This is a genomic window from Cupriavidus sp., assembly GCF_057315035.1.
Map to the genome: position 1 here is coordinate 384,440 of NZ_DBHKYV010000002.1, position 20,013 is coordinate 404,452.

Annotated in this window: 17 protein-coding genes; 10 read left to right on the plus strand and 7 right to left on the minus strand. The window is 62.0% G+C overall.

The features are described from left to right. Positions 1–255: 255 nt before the first annotated feature. Positions 256–510, minus strand: a complete 255-nt coding sequence (locus ACO550_RS05330; protein ID WP_315591883.1) for a hypothetical protein — start codon at positions 508–510, stop codon at positions 256–258. A 158-nt stretch (positions 511–668) separates the two neighbouring features. Here ACO550_RS05330 and ACO550_RS05335 point away from each other — a divergent pair, with 158 nt between their 5' ends. The 5 genes from ACO550_RS05335 (at position 669) to ACO550_RS05355 (ending at position 6,250) form a co-directional block, all read left to right on the plus strand. Further along, positions 669–1,244, plus strand: a complete 576-nt coding sequence (locus ACO550_RS05335) for a recombinase family protein (RefSeq protein WP_315591884.1) — start codon at positions 669–671, stop codon at positions 1,242–1,244. A 1,261-nt stretch (positions 1,245–2,505) separates the two neighbouring features. After that, positions 2,506–2,649: an entericidin A/B family lipoprotein gene (locus ACO550_RS05340; protein WP_315591885.1), complete on the plus strand. Its 144-nt coding sequence runs from the start codon at positions 2,506–2,508 to the stop codon at positions 2,647–2,649. A 289-nt stretch (positions 2,650–2,938) separates the two neighbouring features. After that, the gene (locus tag ACO550_RS05345; RefSeq protein ID WP_315591886.1) at positions 2,939–4,948 is read left to right on the plus strand and encodes an alkaline phosphatase D family protein; all 2,010 of its coding nucleotides are present in this window, start codon (positions 2,939–2,941) and stop codon (positions 4,946–4,948) included. A 162-nt stretch (positions 4,949–5,110) separates the two neighbouring features. After that, positions 5,111–5,569, plus strand: a complete 459-nt coding sequence (locus tag ACO550_RS05350; RefSeq protein ID WP_315591887.1) for a DUF3597 family protein — start codon at positions 5,111–5,113, stop codon at positions 5,567–5,569. Positions 5,570–5,977: 408 nt separating this feature from the next. Beyond that, complete coding sequence (locus ACO550_RS05355; RefSeq protein WP_315591888.1) at positions 5,978–6,250, plus strand: hypothetical protein; 273 nt, start codon at positions 5,978–5,980, stop codon at positions 6,248–6,250. Between the two features lie 288 nt (positions 6,251–6,538). On the opposite strand, the gene ACO550_RS05360 is transcribed toward ACO550_RS05355, so the two are convergent. Continuing rightward, positions 6,539–6,862, minus strand: coding sequence for a hypothetical protein (locus tag ACO550_RS05360; protein ID WP_315591889.1), 324 nt, complete (start codon positions 6,860–6,862; stop codon positions 6,539–6,541). A 1,173-nt stretch (positions 6,863–8,035) separates the two neighbouring features. Beyond that, entirely contained in the window at positions 8,036–10,714 is a 2,679-nt protein-coding gene (locus tag ACO550_RS05365) for an excinuclease ABC subunit UvrA (protein ID WP_315591890.1), read from the minus strand. 517 nt (positions 10,715–11,231) lie between these two features. Here ACO550_RS05365 and ACO550_RS05370 point away from each other — a divergent pair. Beyond that, on the plus strand, positions 11,232–11,705 hold the full coding sequence (locus tag ACO550_RS05370) for a transposase (protein WP_315591891.1): 474 nt from the start codon (positions 11,232–11,234) through the stop codon (positions 11,703–11,705). Between the two features lie 279 nt (positions 11,706–11,984). Then, on the plus strand, positions 11,985–12,971 hold the full coding sequence (locus ACO550_RS05375) for a YhjD/YihY/BrkB family envelope integrity protein (RefSeq protein ID WP_315591892.1): 987 nt from the start codon (positions 11,985–11,987) through the stop codon (positions 12,969–12,971). A gap of 163 nt (positions 12,972–13,134) precedes the next feature. Here ACO550_RS05375 and ACO550_RS05380 read toward each other — a convergent pair whose 3' ends face one another. Then, positions 13,135–14,139, minus strand: coding sequence for a tripartite tricarboxylate transporter substrate-binding protein (locus ACO550_RS05380; protein ID WP_315591893.1), 1,005 nt, complete (start codon positions 14,137–14,139; stop codon positions 13,135–13,137). Positions 14,140–14,312: 173 nt separating this feature from the next. On the opposite strand from ACO550_RS05380, the gene ACO550_RS05385 reads away from it, so the two are divergent. Then, positions 14,313–15,065 carry a glucose 1-dehydrogenase gene (locus ACO550_RS05385; protein WP_315591894.1) on the plus strand — a complete coding sequence of 251 codons (753 nt, stop codon included), beginning with the start codon at positions 14,313–14,315 and terminating at the stop codon, positions 15,063–15,065. A 55-nt stretch (positions 15,066–15,120) separates the two neighbouring features. Here the strand turns inward: ACO550_RS05385 and ACO550_RS05390 are convergent, their stop codons facing one another. Together ACO550_RS05390 and ACO550_RS05395 are read right to left on the minus strand one after the other, a co-directional pair. Then, the gene (locus tag ACO550_RS05390; RefSeq protein WP_315591895.1) at positions 15,121–15,924 is read right to left on the minus strand and encodes a flavin reductase; all 804 of its coding nucleotides are present in this window, start codon (positions 15,922–15,924) and stop codon (positions 15,121–15,123) included. Positions 15,925–15,934: 10 nt separating this feature from the next. Next, a complete protein-coding gene (locus tag ACO550_RS05395; RefSeq protein WP_315591896.1) occupies positions 15,935–17,008 on the minus strand; it encodes an LLM class flavin-dependent oxidoreductase in 1,074 nt (357 codons plus the stop codon). 128 nt (positions 17,009–17,136) lie between these two features. On the opposite strand from ACO550_RS05395, the gene ACO550_RS05400 reads away from it, so the two are divergent. Continuing rightward, complete coding sequence (locus tag ACO550_RS05400) at positions 17,137–18,081, plus strand: LysR family transcriptional regulator (protein WP_315591897.1); 945 nt, start codon at positions 17,137–17,139, stop codon at positions 18,079–18,081. Here ACO550_RS05400 and ACO550_RS05405 read toward each other — a convergent pair. Beyond that, positions 18,033–18,965, minus strand: coding sequence for an SMP-30/gluconolactonase/LRE family protein (locus tag ACO550_RS05405; protein WP_315591898.1), 933 nt, complete (start codon positions 18,963–18,965; stop codon positions 18,033–18,035). The two genes, ACO550_RS05400 and ACO550_RS05405, sit on opposite strands and share 49 nt — an antisense overlap. Before the next feature lie 276 nt (positions 18,966–19,241). On the opposite strand from ACO550_RS05405, the gene ACO550_RS05410 reads away from it, so the two are divergent. Continuing rightward, a complete protein-coding gene (locus ACO550_RS05410) occupies positions 19,242–20,012 on the plus strand; it encodes an enoyl-CoA hydratase/isomerase family protein (RefSeq protein WP_315591899.1) in 771 nt (256 codons plus the stop codon). The last annotated feature ends 1 nt before the right edge of the window (position 20,013 follow it).

Consider the following 20,013-nt stretch of genomic DNA (forward strand, 5'->3'; position numbering starts at 1 on the left):
TGGGAGCGGTCGGAGTTTGCATCGAGTTGCGCGGTGGCAAGTGTGCGCAGCACGGTGCGATGTCGCTGTAGGGCCGCTATGGTTTCGCACAACGCGGCGAGCAGGGTTCTGGCGGTAACCGGCGCTTGTCCATCCCTGCGCATTTCTCGAAGCTCACGTGCCTGCCGGCGCATGATGTCGCGTCCATCTGCGATGTAGCGGTCCAACTCTTGAAGTTGGGTGGTAACGTCACGTCGAGGGTGGGAAGGGGGCGATTTATGCATGGATGTGCGCGGGACGTCCCGCATCTGTAGGAATCCGGTCAACGCGTTGGTTGCAATCAATCCAATGTTTGCTCCAGGCCAAGCCCTCAGCCATGGCGCGCTCCGCGGTGCGAAACGAACCGATATCGCAGGACTGAGCGAGCAGTGCGCCACGTTGTTCGACGCGACCGGTGGCTTTCCAGCAGTCTTCCCCGATTAGCACGGCAGTGCCCTCGACCGTATGGCCGAAATATTGCTGTCTCGCCATGACAAGGCTCCTTTCCTTCCGCCGTCTCACATCCCATCCCTGCGATAAATCGATTGTAAGAATGTATCAAGCTGTTTGGTGCAAACTAGAGGTGTCCGGAATGTCAGCATTAAGGACTACGCGCTCATCTCGGTTAAACCCGACAATCATGCGCATCCATGCCGTCAGTTCACGTCTACACCAATGAAGCCGCTTCCCTCCGAGACTTCGAGGCGGAATGCGTCAGATTTGACGCGGCGGGTTATGTCGTCGATTTCGGGCGAGCTTGGTGGGAATGTGTCTCCGCATCCGTTGCGGCATTGGAACGGCCGCGCATGCAGCAGTTGCTCCGCCGGCTGCGTGCTGGCGATATCGTGATCACGCTCCGGCTGTGCAGCCTGGGCGTTTCGGTGCGTGACGTGCTGGCTACCGTCTCACGCTTCAGGTCGTTAGGCGTGAGTCTCTATTGCATGGAAACGGGTGATACCGCGCTGACCGATGCGGCGTCGCCAACCCTGCGCACCCTCGTGCTGGTCGAAGCCCTCGAACGGGACAGCCGGAGCGCGCGAATGAAAGCCAGCGCCGAGCAATCCGTAGAACGCGGGGGGCGGCTAGGTCGTCGTCCGGCGCTGGCGTCGACCATCCATGACGAGGTGCGGGCGGCGCTGCGGGTCGGCACTACGGTCAGCGAAGTGGCACGTAGGTTCAAGGTATCGCGCCAAACCATTATGAGAATCCGCGATAGCGGCGAATGACAGCACGCTGGCGCGCGGCATTGCATGCCGACATGCGCTCGCGACTTCTTCCCGAAGTCAGCCAGCGCCGGCTCCGAATCGAGCGACCAAATCGCTCCCGGGCACCGATATCGGCCAGCTATCTAGCGTGAAAGAGCCGCTGTGTTGGTTTTCACACGCTTTCACCGCCTGCATTTTCAGCGCACGCCGCTTGGCTGACCGGGAAATCAACGTGGCCGGCTATGCCCGCCTGGCACAAGCCCGAACTGCCGTGTTGTCGCCAAGCTAGTCAGGATGTGGTAAGGGGCGTCCTCGTAGAACAGCTATCGCAGGGAAGGTGTGGTGAGGGCACGGCCTCCCCGCCCGCGGTCTATATGGTTATCAAGGCGTAGGCAATAACAAGCGGGCTAAGATGTGTCACGCTTTTTCCGCCAGGAAATGCGGACGGAAGAGCCCTCTTCAGCGGGCGCCGGGATTTAATCCTGCGGGCAGTGTCAGTCCGCGATCTTTACACCTCGCAAGTGCTACCGAACTTTTTGCCACAGTTTGTAGAGTCTACAGCCCTCCAGCTATGCAAGCCGGCTACGCAGGATCGTTCTCAGGAGGGTCTGCCGATACTCGCGATCTACAGACAGAGTACGGCATACCAGGCGCAATACTAGTTGCGAGTCTGCATCCGGGAAACCCTTGTCCCTCAAAGACCGCAGGTGGTGTATACGTTCCCGTATTTCCGCGCGCAGCCGCGCAATCCGATGATCCAGCGGCGCGATCTCGCACTCTATGCGTACTTCGCGATACAACCTTTGGCGTTCCGCTTCCCTTTGTCGAATGTCCTTCATTACATCCTCCGTCTCTCGGGAGATACTATCTGTCTCGCATCATTTATTCCGGCTGGCCTGGGTGGTCTCGCTTTCAGCACGCCTTGCGCGCCCCCGCACGAAGCGTGTCCGGCGCGGCGATTGCCGGCACAACGACATGCAAGTGGTCGTGCCTATCACCCTTCATTGGTACTGCATTAGGGGTCTACCGACGGTAGGGAAGCGGTATTAGCAAAGATTGTTTCCAGTCCGCATGAGGCGGCGCATCGCGCGAGCCTGACGCACCGTTCGCATTGACCCCTCCATGCCGGTGTGCTCGATGTCTCTTCGAATGTGTGGGCCAGATAGCTGGCTGCTCTTTCGGTCGATTCACCGACAGCAATGTAGGACGCCTCCTTACTGCAGTGGTGCCATGCCCGTTGCTATCATCAAATCGCATATAACGCGACGGAACGGATCTCAAAATGAAAAAATTACTTGCACTCTGCATACTTGCTGGAATGGCCCTTATCACGGGTTGCAACACAGTTCATGGCGCCGGAAAGGATATCGAGCGCGGCGGCGAGAAGGTTCAGGGCGCTGCCGACAACACGAAGGCAAAGATGTAAGTATCCCGCCGATTGGTGGGAACCCGTCCCTCGGCCGTAGCCGATTTTTGTCAGGCCTACGGAATCCTGTTTTCTTGCCGACGACGCGCTGGATAGGGAATCGACGGATCAGCTTACGCAGCTGTGATATTGGCGAGAAGTTAGCTTCTATCGCTTCCGTCTATTCATCGATATAAATGTTGGAGATTCACTGACGACGTGCCCGGAACCTGGTGCGACCGGACCACAAGACAGCCTGATGCCTTGCCTGGTATCTCGTTTCTCCCTCGCATATAGGAAAGAAACAGTCATGGACCGTCGCAATTTTCTTAGGCTGGGTGGTTTCCTTACCGTTTCCGTTGCAGCCGGCGGGCTTGTCGCTTGCGGGGGTGGCGGAGACGATCCGCCTCCCGATACCGGCAATCCCGAAAATTTCAATTTCGCCCATGGGGTAGCCTCTGGCGACCCGCGGCCCGAAAGCGTGATTGTATGGACGCGTATCGAGGGCAACAATGGTAAGCGGCCGGTCGTCGTGCGGCTGCAAGTCTCCACGCAGCAGGATTTCTCCGCACAAAGCCTGATCATCAACCAGCCGCTTATGGCGCGGCCTGAATGGGACTACACCATCCGCAACAAGGTTACGGGACTGAGTGCCGGTTCGCGATATTTTTATCGCTTCCTGCTTGGCAACCGGGCCAGCACCGTCGGCCGCACCCGTACTGCGGCCGCGGCGAGCACCGCGCTGGCGCAGTTGCGCTTTGCGTTTGTGAGTTGCCAGGACTGGAACGCCAATCACTGGGCGGGCATGGAAGAACTTGCGCAGCAGGACTTGGACTTCATTGTCCACGTGGGCGACTACATCTACGAAGCGGTGCCGGGCGGCTCGCGCGCCGGCAATGTTGAGGACCGGCACACCGCATTGAGACTGCCAAACGGCACCGCCTTGCCCGATGGCAGCGTCTATGCAACCACGCTCGACGACTATCGATACCTGTACCGTAGTTATCGGACCGACACCCGGCTGCAGGCGCTACATGCGGCAGCGCCGATGATAGCGATCTGGGACGACCACGAATTTTCCGACAACTGCTGGCAAGACCGGCAGACCTATAATTCCGATGACGACCTCACGCCACGCACCGCACGCCGGCGTGCCGCCAACCAAGCGTGGTTCGAATACATGCCGGCCGACGTAAGCTTCGACCAGGACAACCCATCGTTCCAGAACATTCAGATTTACCGTTCGTTCACGTTTGGTAATCTCGCCACTCTCATGATGACGGACGAGCGGTTGTTCCGTGCCGATCATGTTATTTCCGAGCAATCGGTTGGTCAGGCGGTTGGCAGCCTGTACCTGGTGCCGGCCGACAAACTGGCGTCGGCCGAAGCCGCCAAGATCGCGAATGCGGGCGGGGCCTTGACGCCGGTTTCAATGTTGGGCGACGCGCAGCGAGCCTGGTGGCAAGACCGCATCGGCGGGGCCAATACGACATGGAAGCTCTGGGGCAACCAACTCTCGTTGCTACGTATGCAGGTCGATATTACACAAGCCGTAGCAAGGCTGATCGCCCACGCCCTGGTGCTGTCGAGTAGCGCACTGGCTTCGGTAGAGAACGCGATTGCTACGGGTTTGGCCAGCGACCTTACCGCAGCCAGAGTGGCCGGCACATATGCCAACCTTGCCTATACAGCGCTGCGTAACGTGCTTTCGCAGGTCGGCATTGATGCGGCAAACTTTGATGCGAACATCAGACCATTCATCGAGGCACGCCTGCCGCGTGTTTCCCTACTCGGAGAATTCATTCTCAACGCCGACCAATGGGATGGCTTCAACGCCGAGCGCAAGAACTTGATGGCATTCCTCAAGGCCAACAACGTCCGGAATGTCGTGGCGTTGAGTGGCGATATCCATGCGTTCTTTGGCGGGCAAGTCATGGATGACTACGACGCCGCAAGTCCAGCACCCGTGATGGTCGATCTGGTGACGGCCGGATTGTCGAGCAATTCGCTGCTCAGTTCGTTCCGCTCGGTGGTGGACAACGACGAGGCGTTTGCCGCTTTGCGCGAACTCATCTACAGCAACGTCGGCGGCACGGTGGTCAACACCTTCGATACCACGTTGCGCACGTTCAATCCGTGGCTGCGCCATGTGGACACCAACGCAGAGGGTTATGCACTGGTGACACTCACAGCCGACCAACTCAGCTGTACATTCCATGTGATGCAACCGCTGTCTGGTGGCATGGCTCCGGCGCCAGCTACAGCAACTACGAAGATGCTCAACGTCGCCGTGAATACACCGAATGTCAGCGTGGCATAGCAGTTATCAGTGATGTGGACGAGCGGTATCCGTCGGTTACCGCCGTCACCGATACCAGTGAGCGACGGGCAGTGATGACCAGAACCCTGGTGAGCGCGAAAATTGCTTTGCCAATGTGCTGTCGCAGGAAGCAATCGTTCAATCTGATATGGGAGACTCGACATGAGCATTTTCAAAGATATTCTGAACAAGCTCCTTCACAGGGGGCAAGGGGCGGCGACACAGGCCCCTGGCGCGACTATGCCCGGCACGTCGTCTGGGGCTAATGCAGTGCCAGCGGGAGCGCAGCCTCCTGCCGGTACAGCGTCATCCCCAACTAGCTCAGCATCTACCGCTGCAGCAAGCGGCCAGCCGCCGCTTTCCCAAGTCAACGTGGAGGCGGTCATGGACAAGGCTGCGGGCGAATCGGGCCAGCCCCTGAATTGGCGGACATCGATCGTCGACACGCTCAAGGCTCTCGGCGTGGATAGCAGCCTGGAGAATCGCAAGACGCTCGCCAGGGAGTTGAACTATTCGGGCGACGTCAATGACTCGGCGGCGATGAACACATGGCTTCACAAGCGGGTCATGCAAGAACTGGCAGCAAATGGCGGCAAGCTTCCAAAAGAGTTGACGGACTAAATCCACCTTTTGCGCGGTCGAAGACCGCGCTTCTATTGGAGCTTTCTCACCATAACCATCGCGGTCGACTTCGGTCAGCCGAGCCACCGCAGTCGCTTTCTTTGTTGTCCGGACATTGATCAGCGGGCGGGGCCCATAGGCTCACGTGATGAATTGCTCCTCGCCGAGTACGCTGAAAAGTCGCGTCTGCAACGGCAGCGTAATGGTAAATGGTGGATTGCGCAGGGATACCCATTCTCGAGTTCGAGCGTTTGAGTTGTATTCGTATTTGCATTTGCGTTATCGAAGTTTCGGTCGGCGAGGTTTGAAACAATTACATATCATGACGTGATGGGTTCGCCCCGGGACATTGCGGTCTGGCACTAACTCAACTTCCATGCTAGCGTCACGTCCGTTCCGGAGATACTAATGGCTGAATCCGTCCGATGGGCTTCCGAGTGTTACCGTGGCATGTTCGTGCATGCGCTTGCTTTTAAGCTGGCGAGGGATGGCGCTACCTCCATTCCTGGCCCGAAATGGGGCTACCTTTTTGGAGTCGGGCGCATCCATTTTCCTTCTGCCGAGCTCGAGTTCGGTGGGTGCGAGACAGACCAAAGCGATTACTTCACGCGCGAGGCCGCAGAACATGCAGCTCTGCACTACGGTAGACGCGTTATTGATGTCATGCGCGAATTTGAGTAAGCCGCGTATGGGCATTGGAGGAAGGGGTGACCGAAGTAGCAGCGGGCTTGCAGTGGCTCATGTCTCATCCCCAGCATGAAGGCTGCGCTCCCCCGTGCATCCGGAAAATGGATCGTCCTCTTAGTCAGCCGCTCATCTTCGATTCAGAGCATGACGGCTAGGAGGCCGCTTCGCTCGGCTTGGCGCCAGACCGCGGCCCTCATCTACGCTAAGTGGCATGGACTGCAAACCGTCTGGGAGCAAGGGTGCCGTGGCCAGCTGCTGATCTTGCGTAGTGCTCCCTCTGGCTTAACCGCGCAGGTTTCCAGTTTGTTCTGATCCGTCTCGTAGCAAATCCGTATCACTTCCATCCTCGAAGCCCGCAGACGGCGGGACCTCGAACGTCCGTACCACACCATACACATCCAGCGCGCAGAAACCGTGTTGCAGGAGTTCGGCCAGCACCTCGGGGGGAGAAATGCCTGGCAGCGGCGTGTCAAGAGTGATTTCGGTGACGCTGTGCGTGAAAGGCGTACCGAGCCAGTGCCGTACCAGTAGCGGGCAGTCAATGAGATCCTTATCGCGCGGGAGAATTAGCGCGCGGGTGCCGTGGCGCAACAGGACGATGTTCATCGCGAACTTAGTTAATTGAAGCGTGCTACCAGAGCAGCGCGACTAAAAACCGCCGCCACAGGGAGACGGCGGACACGTTGAATCCCGGACCGCCGTTTGCGCGGCGTTCCCTATTGGTATGCTAGTACAGTAGGGGTTGCTCCACCAGTTTGGCGGTGCCATCTCCACGAGGCACACAGGAGAATCTCGCGCTCTAATTCGGCAGTTTCGATCGTCGCCGTTGTCGCGCATCGCGAGATTACTGGCAGCGGCGATGGCTTTTTCCTGTGTGGCGTACAGTGAGACGGGACCGGCAGTCCCTTTCTTCTTGCGAACACGTTGCGCAATACCCAACGCTGCTTCGGACTCGCGATACCCCTGCGCTTCAGTGCCATCGTCATTTCTCCACGCGATCTTCCTACAAAGTCTTACGTCTCACAGCATGACATGTTCCCCATCCTCCGTCTGGAGGATGGCGCAAGGTAGTTCCGCTCACTACGCTTGCTACAGGGCTAGTCAAGGCTGTGGATAAATGCCTCCGCGAAAATCTCAGGGCAGATCCACGAGTAAAAACGCCTTGAGGCAGTCGAGCACGATGGAGTCGGTATGGCTCAACAACCACTTCGCTGGATTTCTGCCACGTACCGTGGACTGAACATTCACGTCCTTACCAGATATGCAGTCCGGGCCCGATGGCGGAGATCATAGCTATCACTTTGCGCGCAAAGCGGCAGAGGAAGCAGCGCTGCATCATAGACGATCCGTCGCCGACGTGATTGCTGAATGCTAGCCTGCCCATAGAATCAGGCCCATTTCTCAAGAGATTGCCATGCAAGCTGCGTTTTATAAAGGCCACACCATTAGAGGCTTCTCAAGCCCGATAGGCAACGGGAGCTTTATCGCGTCTGGCGGCGTCGACAAGGACAGCCGTCGCATAGAAGAGTCAGGTGAAATTGGTTGCTATCCCTCGTCTGAAATGGCGGCGGCTCAAGGGCTATCTTGGGCGAGAGCTTGGGTTGACGCCCAAACCCAGGATAATTAACGCCAGACAACGCAAATGTGCAAGAAACGGTCAGCCGGCCGTTCGTGCCCTAGTGTGTGGGTAGATTGCCTAGACTACGCCGCCGCGTCCGTACGCAGCGGCGTTTTTTTGGTTCGCTGCGTTGTCGGAGACCTCCCGGTTTCGGGATCGGCTCAGCCGAGCTCCTTCGCGAGGTAGGCCGCTGTTACGCTTGCTGTAGAGGCCGCGATGAAAGCCGGAGGGCCGGTTTCCACGATGCGTCCCCCTTCGTCGCCAGCGCCAGGTCCGATGTCAATAACCCAGTCGGCCTGCGCCACCACGCGCATGTCGTGCTCGACCACAACCACGGTGTTGCCAGCTTCCACTAGCGCTTGCAACTGCACCAGCAGGCGGTCCACATCGGCTGGATGTAGGCCATTGGTGGGTTCGTCGAGCACATACAGCGTGTCGCCACGCTGCGCGCGCTGCAACTCGGTTGCCAGCTTGATGCGCTGCGCCTCGCCGCCCGACAGTTCCGTGGCCGGCTGCCCAAGCCGCAGGTAACCGAGGCCGATATCGCGCAACGCCGTCAGGGCGCGCATTGCGGGCCCCTCATTGGCGAAGAATTCGCAGGCTGCGTCGACAGTCAGGTCCAGCACCTCGGCGATGTTCCGGCCCTGCCAGGTGATTTCCAGCGTCAGTGGCTGGTAGCGCGTGCCGTGGCACGCCGAACACGGCGCGTAGACGCTCGGCAGGAAAAGCAGCTCAACGCTGACGAATCCCTCGCCTTCGCATGTCGGACAGCGTCCCTGCGCCACGTTGAACGAGAAACGGCTGGCCGAGTAGCGCCGCTTGCGCGCGGCGGGGGTGGCGGCGAACAGCTTGCGTACGTGGTCGAACAAGCCGGTGTAAGTGGCGAGATTCGAGCGAGGCGTGCGGCCAATCGGCTTCTGGTCCACGCGCACCAGCCGGCGCACCGCCTCCATGCCGCCAGCGATTCGGCCTTCAGTCGAGGCGTCTGTCACCGCGAACAGCGGGTCTCGCTCTTCGTCGGTATCGCTGTCGTCGGCGCGGCCCAGATGCCGGTTCACAAGTTCGGGCAGCGCCTGACTGATCAGGCTCGACTTACCCGAACCCGAAACCCCGGTTACCGCCGTGAAGCAGCCAAGCGGGATTTGCGCATCCACGCGGTGCAGGTTGTTGCGCGAGACATGGGCCAGCCTGAGCCACCGGGCCGGCTCGCGCGGCGCGCACTGCTGGCGCTCCGGCGGGTCGAACAGGTACGAAGCGGTGCGCGAGGCCGCGATCTGGGCGAGGCCGTCTGGCGGCCCGCTGTAGAGCACGCGCCCGCCATGCTCGCCGGCGGCGGGCCCCACATCGACGATCCAGTCCGCCTGGCGCATGGTCTGCGTATCGTGCTCCACGACAAACAGCGAATTGCCGGTGGCCTTGAGGTGACGCAATGCCACGAGCAGCGCCTCGCCGTCGGCGGGATGCAGCCCGGCCGAGGGTTCGTCTAGGACATAGACCACACCGAACAGTTGCGACGAGATCTGCGTGGCCAGCCGCAGCCGCTGCAGTTCGCCCGAGGACAGCGTTGGCGTGCTGCGATCGAGCGATAGGTAGCCTAGGCCCAGATTGATCAGCGTGGACAACCGCTCCATCAGTTCGCCGGCAATGCGTTGCGCGGCGAGCCGCTTCTCGTCGGAGAGGTTGGGCGTTCGCCGCACGTCAGGGGCGGCCTTGTGCGCCGAGCCGCCGGCCGCCACGCGCCGCGCCGTGTCCGCACGCGCTGCCTTGCGGCTCGGTATGGCGCCGGCAGCCCCGAGCGGCGCGAGCGATTCGCCTTGCGCGATGGGACGCATGATCTCGGTCACGCGGGCCAGCGACAGGTGCGTGAATTCGCCGATGTCGAGCCCGGCGAACGTCACCGAGAGCGCCGCCCTTTTGAGCCGCTTGCCGTGGCACGCCGGACAATCGCACCCGATCATGTATCGCGCCACGCGCTTTTTCATCAGCGCGCTCTGCGTGGTGGCGAAGGTCTGCAGCACGTAGCGCCGTGCACCGGTAAAGGTGCCGTGGTAGCTCGGCTCCAGCTTGCGTTTAAGCGCCGCGCGGACCTCGCGCGGCGTGAAGCCGGCGTAAACCGGTGCGGTGGGCTGTTCTTCAGTAAAAAGTATCCAGTCGCGGTCCTTCTTAGGGAGGGCGCGCCACGGCGTGTCGACGTCATAGCCGAGCGTGACGAGGATGTCGCGCAAGTTCTGCCCGTGCCAGGCCGGCGGCCACGCGGCCACGGCGCGTTCGCGGATGGTCAGTGAATCGTCTGGCACCATCGACTGCTCGGTGACATCGTAGATGCGCCCGAGGCCATGGCACTCCGGGCAAGCACCCTCCACGGTGTTAGGTGAGAAGTCCTCGGCATAGAGCATCGGCTGCCGCGCGGGATAGGTGCCGGCGCGCGAGTACAGCATGCGCACCAGACTCGACAATGTGGTGACGCTACCCACCGTCGATCGTGCATTCGGCGTGCCGCGCTGCTGCTGCAGCGCAACGGCGGGTGGCAGGCCCTCAATGCTGTCGACCTCGGGTACGCCCACCTGATCGATCAGCCGCCGGGCGTACGGTGCGACGGATTCGAAATAGCGCCGCTGCGCCTCAGCGTAGAGCGTGCCGAACGCAAGCGACGACTTACCAGAGCCCGACACGCCGGTGAACACCACCAGCGCGTTGCGCGGGATATCGACATCGACATTCTTGAGGTTATGTTCCCGTGCGCCGCGCACACGGACGAAGTTGTCTGTGCTGGCGGGCACGGGATCCTCTTCACGACCTGCGGGGGACGTGCGCCGGGGTGGCCGGATGTCGTCGCTCATACGCGCCTTCACCTGCAAAAATTGCCGAAAGCGGCCCTGTACGGTCGGTTACTGGTGCGTCGTTTTGCCGTACGTTTGCACGCGGGCTTGGGCATCCGCGCCGAAGTCCACAAATCGGTCGCGGCTGTGGTCATCGCTGCTGCGGCGTTGGCGGCCGGACGCCCGTCTTTGGCTACCGCGCGACCGCGGGCCGTCCCGGTGACGTTGGCGCCGCTGAACCATATGCTCAACATCTGGTTCTTCTTTAGCCAAGAGTTCTTCACCGCATGCTCCTTCAGACGTCAGCCAGGGTGCCGATGCGGCAAGGCTGCAGGAAGCATGCCAGTGACCCCACCGATTGCGGCCTACCGGAGTTCCTAGCCGCTGTCGGAAGGAAGCTCCCTCAACTCGGTACGCGTGGCGCAACGCTTCGCATCGGCAGCGGTACAGACGCGATTCCGGTCCGGGCCAGAGGCCGGCATCGTTTCGGAGAAGGCGCCAGGACCAACGATCTGACGGTCACCCGCGAACACGACGAGTGGTTTGCGTCGGTCACGCTGCGGGTACCAAAAGGCGCCTGTGTGCGTGCCCGTACCGGCGACGCTCACTGGGCGTCGACTTCGGCCTGAACGACGGGGCGACGTTCAGCAGTGGCGAGACGACCGCCAATCCGCGCTCCGTGCGCAACGAGATGCCGCGCCCGGCGGAGCTGCAGCGTCAGCGGGCGCGCAAGACGCGCGGCTCGGTGCGTGACAAGCGGCTGGGCATGCAACTCGCCAGGGTACACGAGGCCATCGGCAATCTTCGGCGGGAGTTCCTGCACAAGGCGACGTCGCGAGCGACAGGGCTCCGTACTCGCGTCACCGCGCTGCGAGATTCGGCCAACCGGTGGCACGCAATTCGCTGGAACCCCATTATTGAGCGGCATTCGCGGTCGTCATACTCGCTTATCCATCGTGTCGCTCGCAATCTTCACTGCTCCGGGCGTGTAAAGGTGGCGCATCGACCATAGAAATCCTGCAATGACCACATTTTCGGACTTTATCCTCAAACGGCTGCCCGAGTGGGGTGTAGCGCGCATTCACGGCTAACCTCGCGACGGAATCAACAGCATCCTCAGCGCGTTGAACCGTGCGCAGGAGCAGGCTGTGGGATCGCAACTGATACCGGCGCCATGACGACGGCCAGGGAGATGTGGGTGGAGATTGTGCTGAAGAGCGTGTCGCCGGGCTGCGCATCCCCGGGGAGGGAGTGGGCAAGAGATTGACACATGCAGCGACGGAGCAAAGCCATGAAGCAAGTACCGGCCGGGCAGACAGCCCCGGCAAACCAGCCGCAGCACTCGCCGGGGCGGGGTCTGCGCCGCACCCCAACGAATCTTGCGATCTTGCTCAAGGACACTGTCTTTGCATGGATCGACGACTACGCGCCGAGTATGGGCGCCGCCTTGGCCTACTACACGGTGTTCTCTGTGGCACCGCTGCTGCTGATCGTGATAGCCATCGCGGGGCTCGCATTCGGCGACGAAGCCGCACGCGGTGCTGTTGTCGAACAGATCGGGGGGCTGATTGGCGAGGACGGCGCCAAGGCCATCGAAAGCATGCTGGTGTCCTTGAGCGAGCCGGCGGCGGGCTCGCTGACGGCGCTGCTGAGTCTGCTGACGCTGCTAGTGGGTGCCACGACGGTCTTCGCCGAGCTGCAATCGGCGCTCGACCGGATCTGGCGCGTACCCGAGCGCAAGAAGCCGTCGGGCCTGTGGGAACTGCTGCGCGCGCGCGTGCTGTCGTTCGGCATGATCCTCGGCATTGGCTTCCTGCTGATCGTCTCGTTGATCGCCAGCGCGGCGCTAGCCGCGGTCGGACGCTACTGGACCCCGATCGGTGGCGAGGGCGAACTGCTTGGCCATCTGCTTGACATGATCCTAAGCTTTGCCATGGTGACCGTGGTGTTTGCGATGATCTACAAGATCATGCCTCACGCGGACGTTCGATGGCCCGACGTCTGGCTTGGAGCGCTGGTGACGGCGGTGCTGTTCACGATTGGCAAGCTGCTGATCGGCCTCTACATCGGTAAGACCGGAGTGGCGACTGGGTACGGTGCAGCGGGGTCGCTCGTCATCATCCTCGTTTGGGTTTACTACTCGGCGCAGATTTTCTTGCTCGGCGCGGAATTTACCTGGCTCTACGCTAACCGCTTTGGATCCTTGCGAGTCCGCAATGAGGCGGCGCGGGAGCGCCCGGCGCCGATCGCGCATGACGGGACGCCCCCATTGCGTTGAGCGGACGCATCTTCCAATGCCGGAGGCAAAATACCGTAAAACAGCTTTACCGCAGGCTTACTGCGACGGAACCGGCCAGCGTGTCTCTTGTTGCGTCCGGCGTCTGGTAATGCGGACAGCCGGAAGCAGAGGAGACGGACAGCGCGGAGACAGTCGCAGTCGCTCAGTCAATGGTCAGCTTCGCGACCTTGGCAATGCCCTGCCAGGCGTTGACATCCTCGCGGACCGTCGCCGTGAACTGGTCGACGGTGGGCCGATTCGGGCGCGGCATGTTCTGCTCGGCAAACTTCTTGACGACCTCGTTGGTAGCAAGGATGCGATTGATCTCGGTATTCAGCCGTTGCACCACGTCCTGCGGTGTACCCTTTGGCGCGAACACGCCGTACCAGCCATCGCGGTCGAAGCGAAAGCCCTGTTCGGAAAGCGTGGGCACGTCCGGCAGCGCCGGCCCGCGTGCCGAACCGGTGCAACCAAGCGCGGCGAGCTTGCCGGCACGGATGTGCGGCACCGGTGAAGCAATATCGGTGAAGCCCACCCGGATGTTGTTGGCCAGCAGATCGGTCACCAGTTGCGCGCTGCCCTTGTACGGGATGTGCTGCATCTTCAGTCCGTAGTGGGCCTTGATCGCTTCCATCACGAGATGTCCCGTGGAGCCGTTGCCCCATGAACCGTAGACCAGCTTGTCCGGGTTCTCGCGGGCGTAGCGCACCAGATCCGCCAGCGACTTGAACCCGGTCGTGGGATTCGCCACCAGCAGGATGCCTGCCGCGCCGACCTGCGCCACGGGAGTCAGGTCCCGCAGCACGTCATATGGCATGCGCGGCTGGATGACCGGGTTGATAGCCACGGCGGACGACGGTGTGAGCAGCAGCGTGTAGCCATCGGGAGAACTCTTCGCGACGATGTCGGTGCCTATCATGCTGTTCGCGCCGGGACGGTTGTCCACCACCACGGGCTGGCGCAGCGCCGTGTTGAGATCGGCTGCGATCAGTCGCGCAAAGATGTCCATGCCCGCGCCGGCGGGTCCCGGGACCACTAGCCGGATCGGCCGGTTGGGCCAGGTGGAATTTGCCAACGCCGGACGAACCAAGGCATGCAAGGCGAAAGGGGCGGCGAGAAGCGATGCGCCGGCCAGGCACGCGCGCCGACGCATGGGCGAGTGTTTCATGACTTGTCTCCATTTTCTTCTGGTGCGCCCTCTGCGGGAGCGTGGAGGAATTCTAGCGACGATCGGCATCGCGCGGTCCTGCAATATCGTTGGATCTGTTCTGCGCAAAGCGCGGGAAAGCGCGCACGTTCCCACTGCTAGCATGGCGCGCCTATATCAGACAGGAGACATCGATGCAGTCATTGTCGGACCAGGTCATTCTGGTCACCGGAGCCGGCTCGGGAATCGGCCGCGCCAACAGCGTCCTGATGGCGAGCCGGGGCGCGGCTGTCATCGTCAACGATCGCAGCGTGGAAGGGGCGCAGGAAACCGTGGCGCTGATCCACGCCGCAGGTGGCACGGCCGTGGCGTGCATCGCCGATGTGTCGGACGCCGAGGCCGTGGAGCGCGCATTCGCAGCGGCGCAGCAGGCGGTGGGGCCGGTGGACGTGCTGGTGAACAATGCCGGTCTTCCCAGCGGCATGCCGGCGTTCGAGGAGATCGACGAAGTCGCCATCGACCGGATGTTTGGCGTGACGGTGAAGGGCGCGATGTTCTGCACGCGCGCCGTGTTGCCCGGGATGAAGCAACGCAGGCGTGGCGCCATCGTGAATACGTCGTCGATCACGGCGTTCGGGTCGCATGCGCGGGGCAGCGTCTACGCGGCGGCGAAGGGTGCCATCATCAGCCTCACACGGGCATGGGCCCGCGAATTCGCCCCGTGGGGCATCCGTGTGAATGCCGTCGCCCCGGGCCGCGTGCAGACACCGATGAGCGCGGGACTGAGCGCGAATGCTTCCTATGAGGAGGAGCTGCGCCGCCGCGTACCGCTGGGCCGACGATGCAGCCCCGATGAGATAGCCACGGTGGTGGCGTTCCTCGCGTCTTCCGACGCCAACTACATGACGGGCCAGGTGTTGAGCCCGAACGGTGGCGAGATCATGTAGCCGCAAGCACAACAGGCCCCACACTCGGGGCCTGCACATGCTGCGTGTGGTGTGCTTACTGCAGCGCCGTCGCGGCCGGCGCGATGCAGTGGGTGCCGGCGTTGAAGTTGATGATGGGACGTGCCTGGGCGCAGGTGGTCTTGCGGATCTTGCCCACTATCAGGTCATGCGTGCCCAGCACTTCGGTGCACACGATGTCGCACTCGATGCTGGCCAGCGCGTCCTTGAGCACGGGCAGGCCGTGGGTGCCGTCTTCCCACTGGCCATTGGCGAAGCGCGCCGCGCCCTGTGGCGCCTTGAGGAAGTTGTCGATCACAGTGCGGTGATCTTCGCCCAGTACGTTTGCGACGAAGCGCCCGGCGCGCAGCAGAGCCTCCCGCGCCGAGGCGTTCTGCTGGAGGAAGAAGCCCACCATGGGCGGATCCGCCGATACCGAGGTCAGGCTTGAGACGATGATGCCGGCCACGTCCTCGCCGCTGCGCGTGGTCACCGCGCTGATGCCGGCAGGCAGGGCCCGCATGGCGGCCTTGAAATCCTCGACGGACACCGTTTCATCGGAATCGTTACGCGTCAGATGGGCGCGGATGGCGCCGTGCTCGTCCACCCAGCCATGGCGGCAAGCGTAGTCCACCATGGCCGTGAATTTCGCTTCCCAGTCGGCATCGCCGGCGTGGCCGGACATGAAACGTAGGACCGACGGTGCCAGCCAAATGTGGTCAGCATCCTCGCGTCGGCCGATCCGTGCGATGGCGTGGTCAAGTCGTGCCGGCGACTGGGGGTCCACCAGCACATCAAGACGCTTGAAGTCCTGCGGCTCGCGCAACGTGATGGCGCCGGCATTGGTCAAATGGACTCGCATGGCTGGCTCCTCAGGCGGCAACGCCCAGATCGGTCTGCTGGCCAATTTCCTTGCGGATGGCCGGGATGATGCGCTCGCCCCACAGCTCGATCTGGCGGAGCATGGTCTTCTGGTCAAAGTCGCCAAGCTGGGTCTGCAACGCAAGGTGCTTCGGACGCAAGATGCTGATTTCCTCCAGCAGCTTGTCGATGACCTGGTTGACGGAGCCGACCGGCAGGTTCTGGCGCAGTTGCTCAAATGTGGGATCGGTGTCTGACGGCACTTCCTTGACCATGTAGCCGTCGTCGCTTTGGGCACGACGGAATTTCAGGCTTTCAGAGATGCGCCGCTGGAAGCGCGCGCAATCCAGGTAGGCATCGATCTCGGCCTTGTTGTCCGAAGCGTAGCCGCAGCGCAGGAAGCCGAATTTGACGTCGCGGTCCAGGTCCTTGCCGTTTTCTTCCGCCACCTTGTCCAGGCGGCCGCGCAGCGCAGTGATGGCGTCGTTGCCATTCAGGAGTGCGGTCACGAACAGGTTGTGGTTCTCGCGCACGCCCCGGCCTAGCGTTACCGGATTGCCCGAGGTGATCCACAGCGGCGGCATCGAGTCCTGGATGCAGCGTACCGCGATCGAGCTCGGCGGAATCTTCAGGAACTGGCCGTCATGCTCGAAGATCTTCTGGGTCAGGCCCTTGGGAATGACGTCGAGGAATTCGTTGAAGATGGCCCCGGACTCGGCGATGTCCACGCCAAAGCGTTCGAATTCAAACTGCTGGTAACCTGAGCCCACGCCCAGTTCCAGCCGGCCGTTGGACACGGTATCGACGAAGCCGACCTCCGCCAGGAAGCGCGCCGGATGATAGAGCGGCAAGATGCAGACGGCGGTGCCCAGACGGATGCGGTGGGTCTTGGCGGCGGCATGGGCCACCATCATCAGCGGCGATGGCGACAGCGAGTAGTTGTTGAAATGGTGCTCGGCGTACCAGGCCGTGTTGAAGCCAGCCTGCTCCGCCATCACGGTCTGCTCGATGGAGTTGTTGATGACGTCGCGAGAAGTCTGGTGGTAACCTCGCTGCTGAGCCAGAATGAATACGCCGAATTCCATGGTGTCTCCTGAGAAATTCCAATCAAGTTGTGTCGAAATTCTAGGTGCCGGGTTATGCCGGCCGGAATAGGGGAAGGGCGGCGTTCTGTACTGCAAAAAATGGAGGAATGATGGATCGGCTTCGCGCCATGGAACTTTTTCTGTCGATCTCGAAGACGGAGAGTTTCTCCGAGACGGCGCGACAGTTCGCGGTGTCCGCCACATCCGTGTCGCGCATGATCACGGACTTCGAGACCGAGCTAAACGTCAAGTTGCTGATGCGCTCCACGCGCCAGGTGGTGCTGACCGAGGCCGGCCAGGAGTATGCGCGCGAGCTGGAGGGGATCCTGTTCAACATCGACCAGGCGCACCGCAACATCACCGAAATCCGATCGGCGCCTAAGGGTACGTTGCGGGTGCATTCCCGCATGATGTTCGGGCTCGGGGTGCTCCCGCCGCTGATGGCCGAGTTTCGCCACAAGTATCCGGACATCCACGTCGAACTGGTGCTCTCGGAATACAAGACCGACCTGCGGCGCAACAACGTCGATATCGATTTCCGCATTTCACCGCCGGTCGAGGCAGGACTGAAGCGGCGAATATTGTTTCGCAGCGAGCGCTACCTGGTTGCGTCGCCGGCGTACTTGGCGCGGTGTCCGGCGCCGGTCGAGCCGACCGACATCCTGGCGCACGACTGCATGGCCTATCTGCTGCCTGGCGGCCAGCACAGCTGGCAATTCAAGCGCGACGAGGTGGTCGAGGAGGTCAGCTTCAAGCCGCGGCATGTCACCAACAACGGCGTGGCACTGCAGGAACTGGCGAGGCTGGGGGAGGGGATCGCGCTGCTCGACGACTACACGGTGCATCGCGATATCGCCGCCGGCACGCTAGTGCGGTTGCTGCCGGACTACCGAGTGACAAACACCACATTTGAGGAAGGCATGTATGCCACGATCCTCGATACGGCCATGATTCCGGCCAAGATCCGACTCTTTCTCGATTTCGTGGCAGATCACGTGTCGGGCGACTCCCTGCGCTTCACCGCCTATGGGAAGTCGGGCGCGGCGATCGAGAGTCCCTCAGTCGGCGCCTGATGCGCCGGCAGTGCAATGCGGCAATGGGCACGCGGCGCGCCGCGCCAGCCCGTGCCGCGAATCCGCAGCAGCGCGCCGTCGAGCGGCCCGTCGGCTGCCAGGCGCCCGCTGTTGCGGATCGTGGTGACATAGAGGTCATCGAGCGTGGGCCCGCCAAAACACAGCGAAGCTGGATGGGCAACGGGCAGCGCGATGTGGTGCGTGAGCCGGCCCTCGGCATCGAAGCGGGCGATGGCTCCTGCGCGCACTAGTGCGGTCCACAGGCCGCCGGCATCGTCGAAGCAGCAGCCGTCCGGCGCGGACTGATAAGACGCGGTATCGACGAATGGTTCGCGTGCCAGCCACGCGCCGCCCGCGCCCATGCGATAGCGGTAGATCATGCGCGCTTCGCTGTCGCTCACATAGCACTCGGCTTTCCACGGATGGGCTACCGGCCCGTTGACCACACCCAGCCCCTGGTCCAGACGTGAAAATTCGCCGTCGGGCGCCAGGCGATAGAGCCCGCCCAGCGGCGCCTCGCCCGTGGCGCGAAACACGTGCATGGTTCCCACCACGAAGCTGCCGTCCGGCATGGCCGCGCCGTCGTTGAGACGCAGGTTCTCATGGCGGTCATCGATGCTCGCCACGCGTCGCAGCGTGCCACGCGATAGCATATAGATCGCCACATCGTTCCTGAGCGCCACCACCAGGCTGTCCGCGCCGTTGAACGCGATCGAGCCGACCGGCGCGGGCAACGCGCGGTGCACATGCTCGCCGCTGGCGGGGTCCACCGTAAGCAGGTGGCCGTGGCGGCAGTCGAGCATCCACAGCATGCCGGTTGCCTCATCCCAGAGCGGACATTCGCCAAGGTCGGTCTGGAGCGTACCGATTCGCTCGATCTGCATGGTCGTCTTCCTGTAGTGCTGGCGCGCACATCGTAGCGGCTTGCACAGGCCGGGAATATGCATGAATCCCGCAGAACACAACCTACGAGATTGGCGGAAATCGCGCGCAATGTCCGGCCATATACTCGTCTCAAGCCGGTAGCCGCGATGCGTGGACACGCAGCGGGGCACCCACAGAACACGGCTTTTCATTCGATAGGAGACACCCATGAAGCTCGCCCCCAGCGCGTCTGCCATGCTGCGCGCCCGTTCAGAACAAGTTACCGGAGCGGCCGCATGAGAAACGAATCCGTCCTGATGGAAGTGGCGGATGGCGTGGCCCTCGTCACGCTCAACCGTGCCCCCGTGAACGCCTTGAACCGCGAGATGCGCCACGCGCTCGTGGCCACATTCGACGAGATCTCCGAGCGCGATGATATCCGCTGCGCGGTTCTGACCGGCAGCGGCAAGGTCTTCTGCGCCGGCGCCGACCTGAAGGATCGACCCAACCCCGAGGTGGCCGGCGATTTCCTCGAACACAACCGCATCACCCGCGAGACTGGCAATGCCATCCGGGAATGCGCCAAGCCAGTTATTGCGGCCGTGAACGGTGTGGCGCTCGGCGCGGGCATGGGCCTGGTGGCTGCCTGCGACATCCTCTATGCCTCAGAAGAGGCCACGTTCGGTATGCCGGAAATCAACGTTGGCCTGGCCGGCGGCGCGTCGATGCTGCGCACGCTGTTCGGTAGATCCACGATGCGACGCATGTTCTATACGGGCCAACGCCTGACCGCACAGGAACTACTGCGCCGCAACGTGCTTGAAGAGGTGTTGCCGGCGGACCAGTTGCTGCCGGTGACGATGGCGCTGGCTCGCGAGATTGCTAGCAAGGCGCCGCTCGCCATCATGTACGCCAAGCGCGCCTGCAACATGGTGGAGGTGATGCCTCAGCGCGATGCCTATCGCTTTGAGCAGGAATTCACCATGGCGCTGTCGAAGACCGAGGATGCGCGGGAGGCTCGCATGGCTTTCCTGGAAAAGCGCGCACCCGTCTTCAAGGGACGCTGAT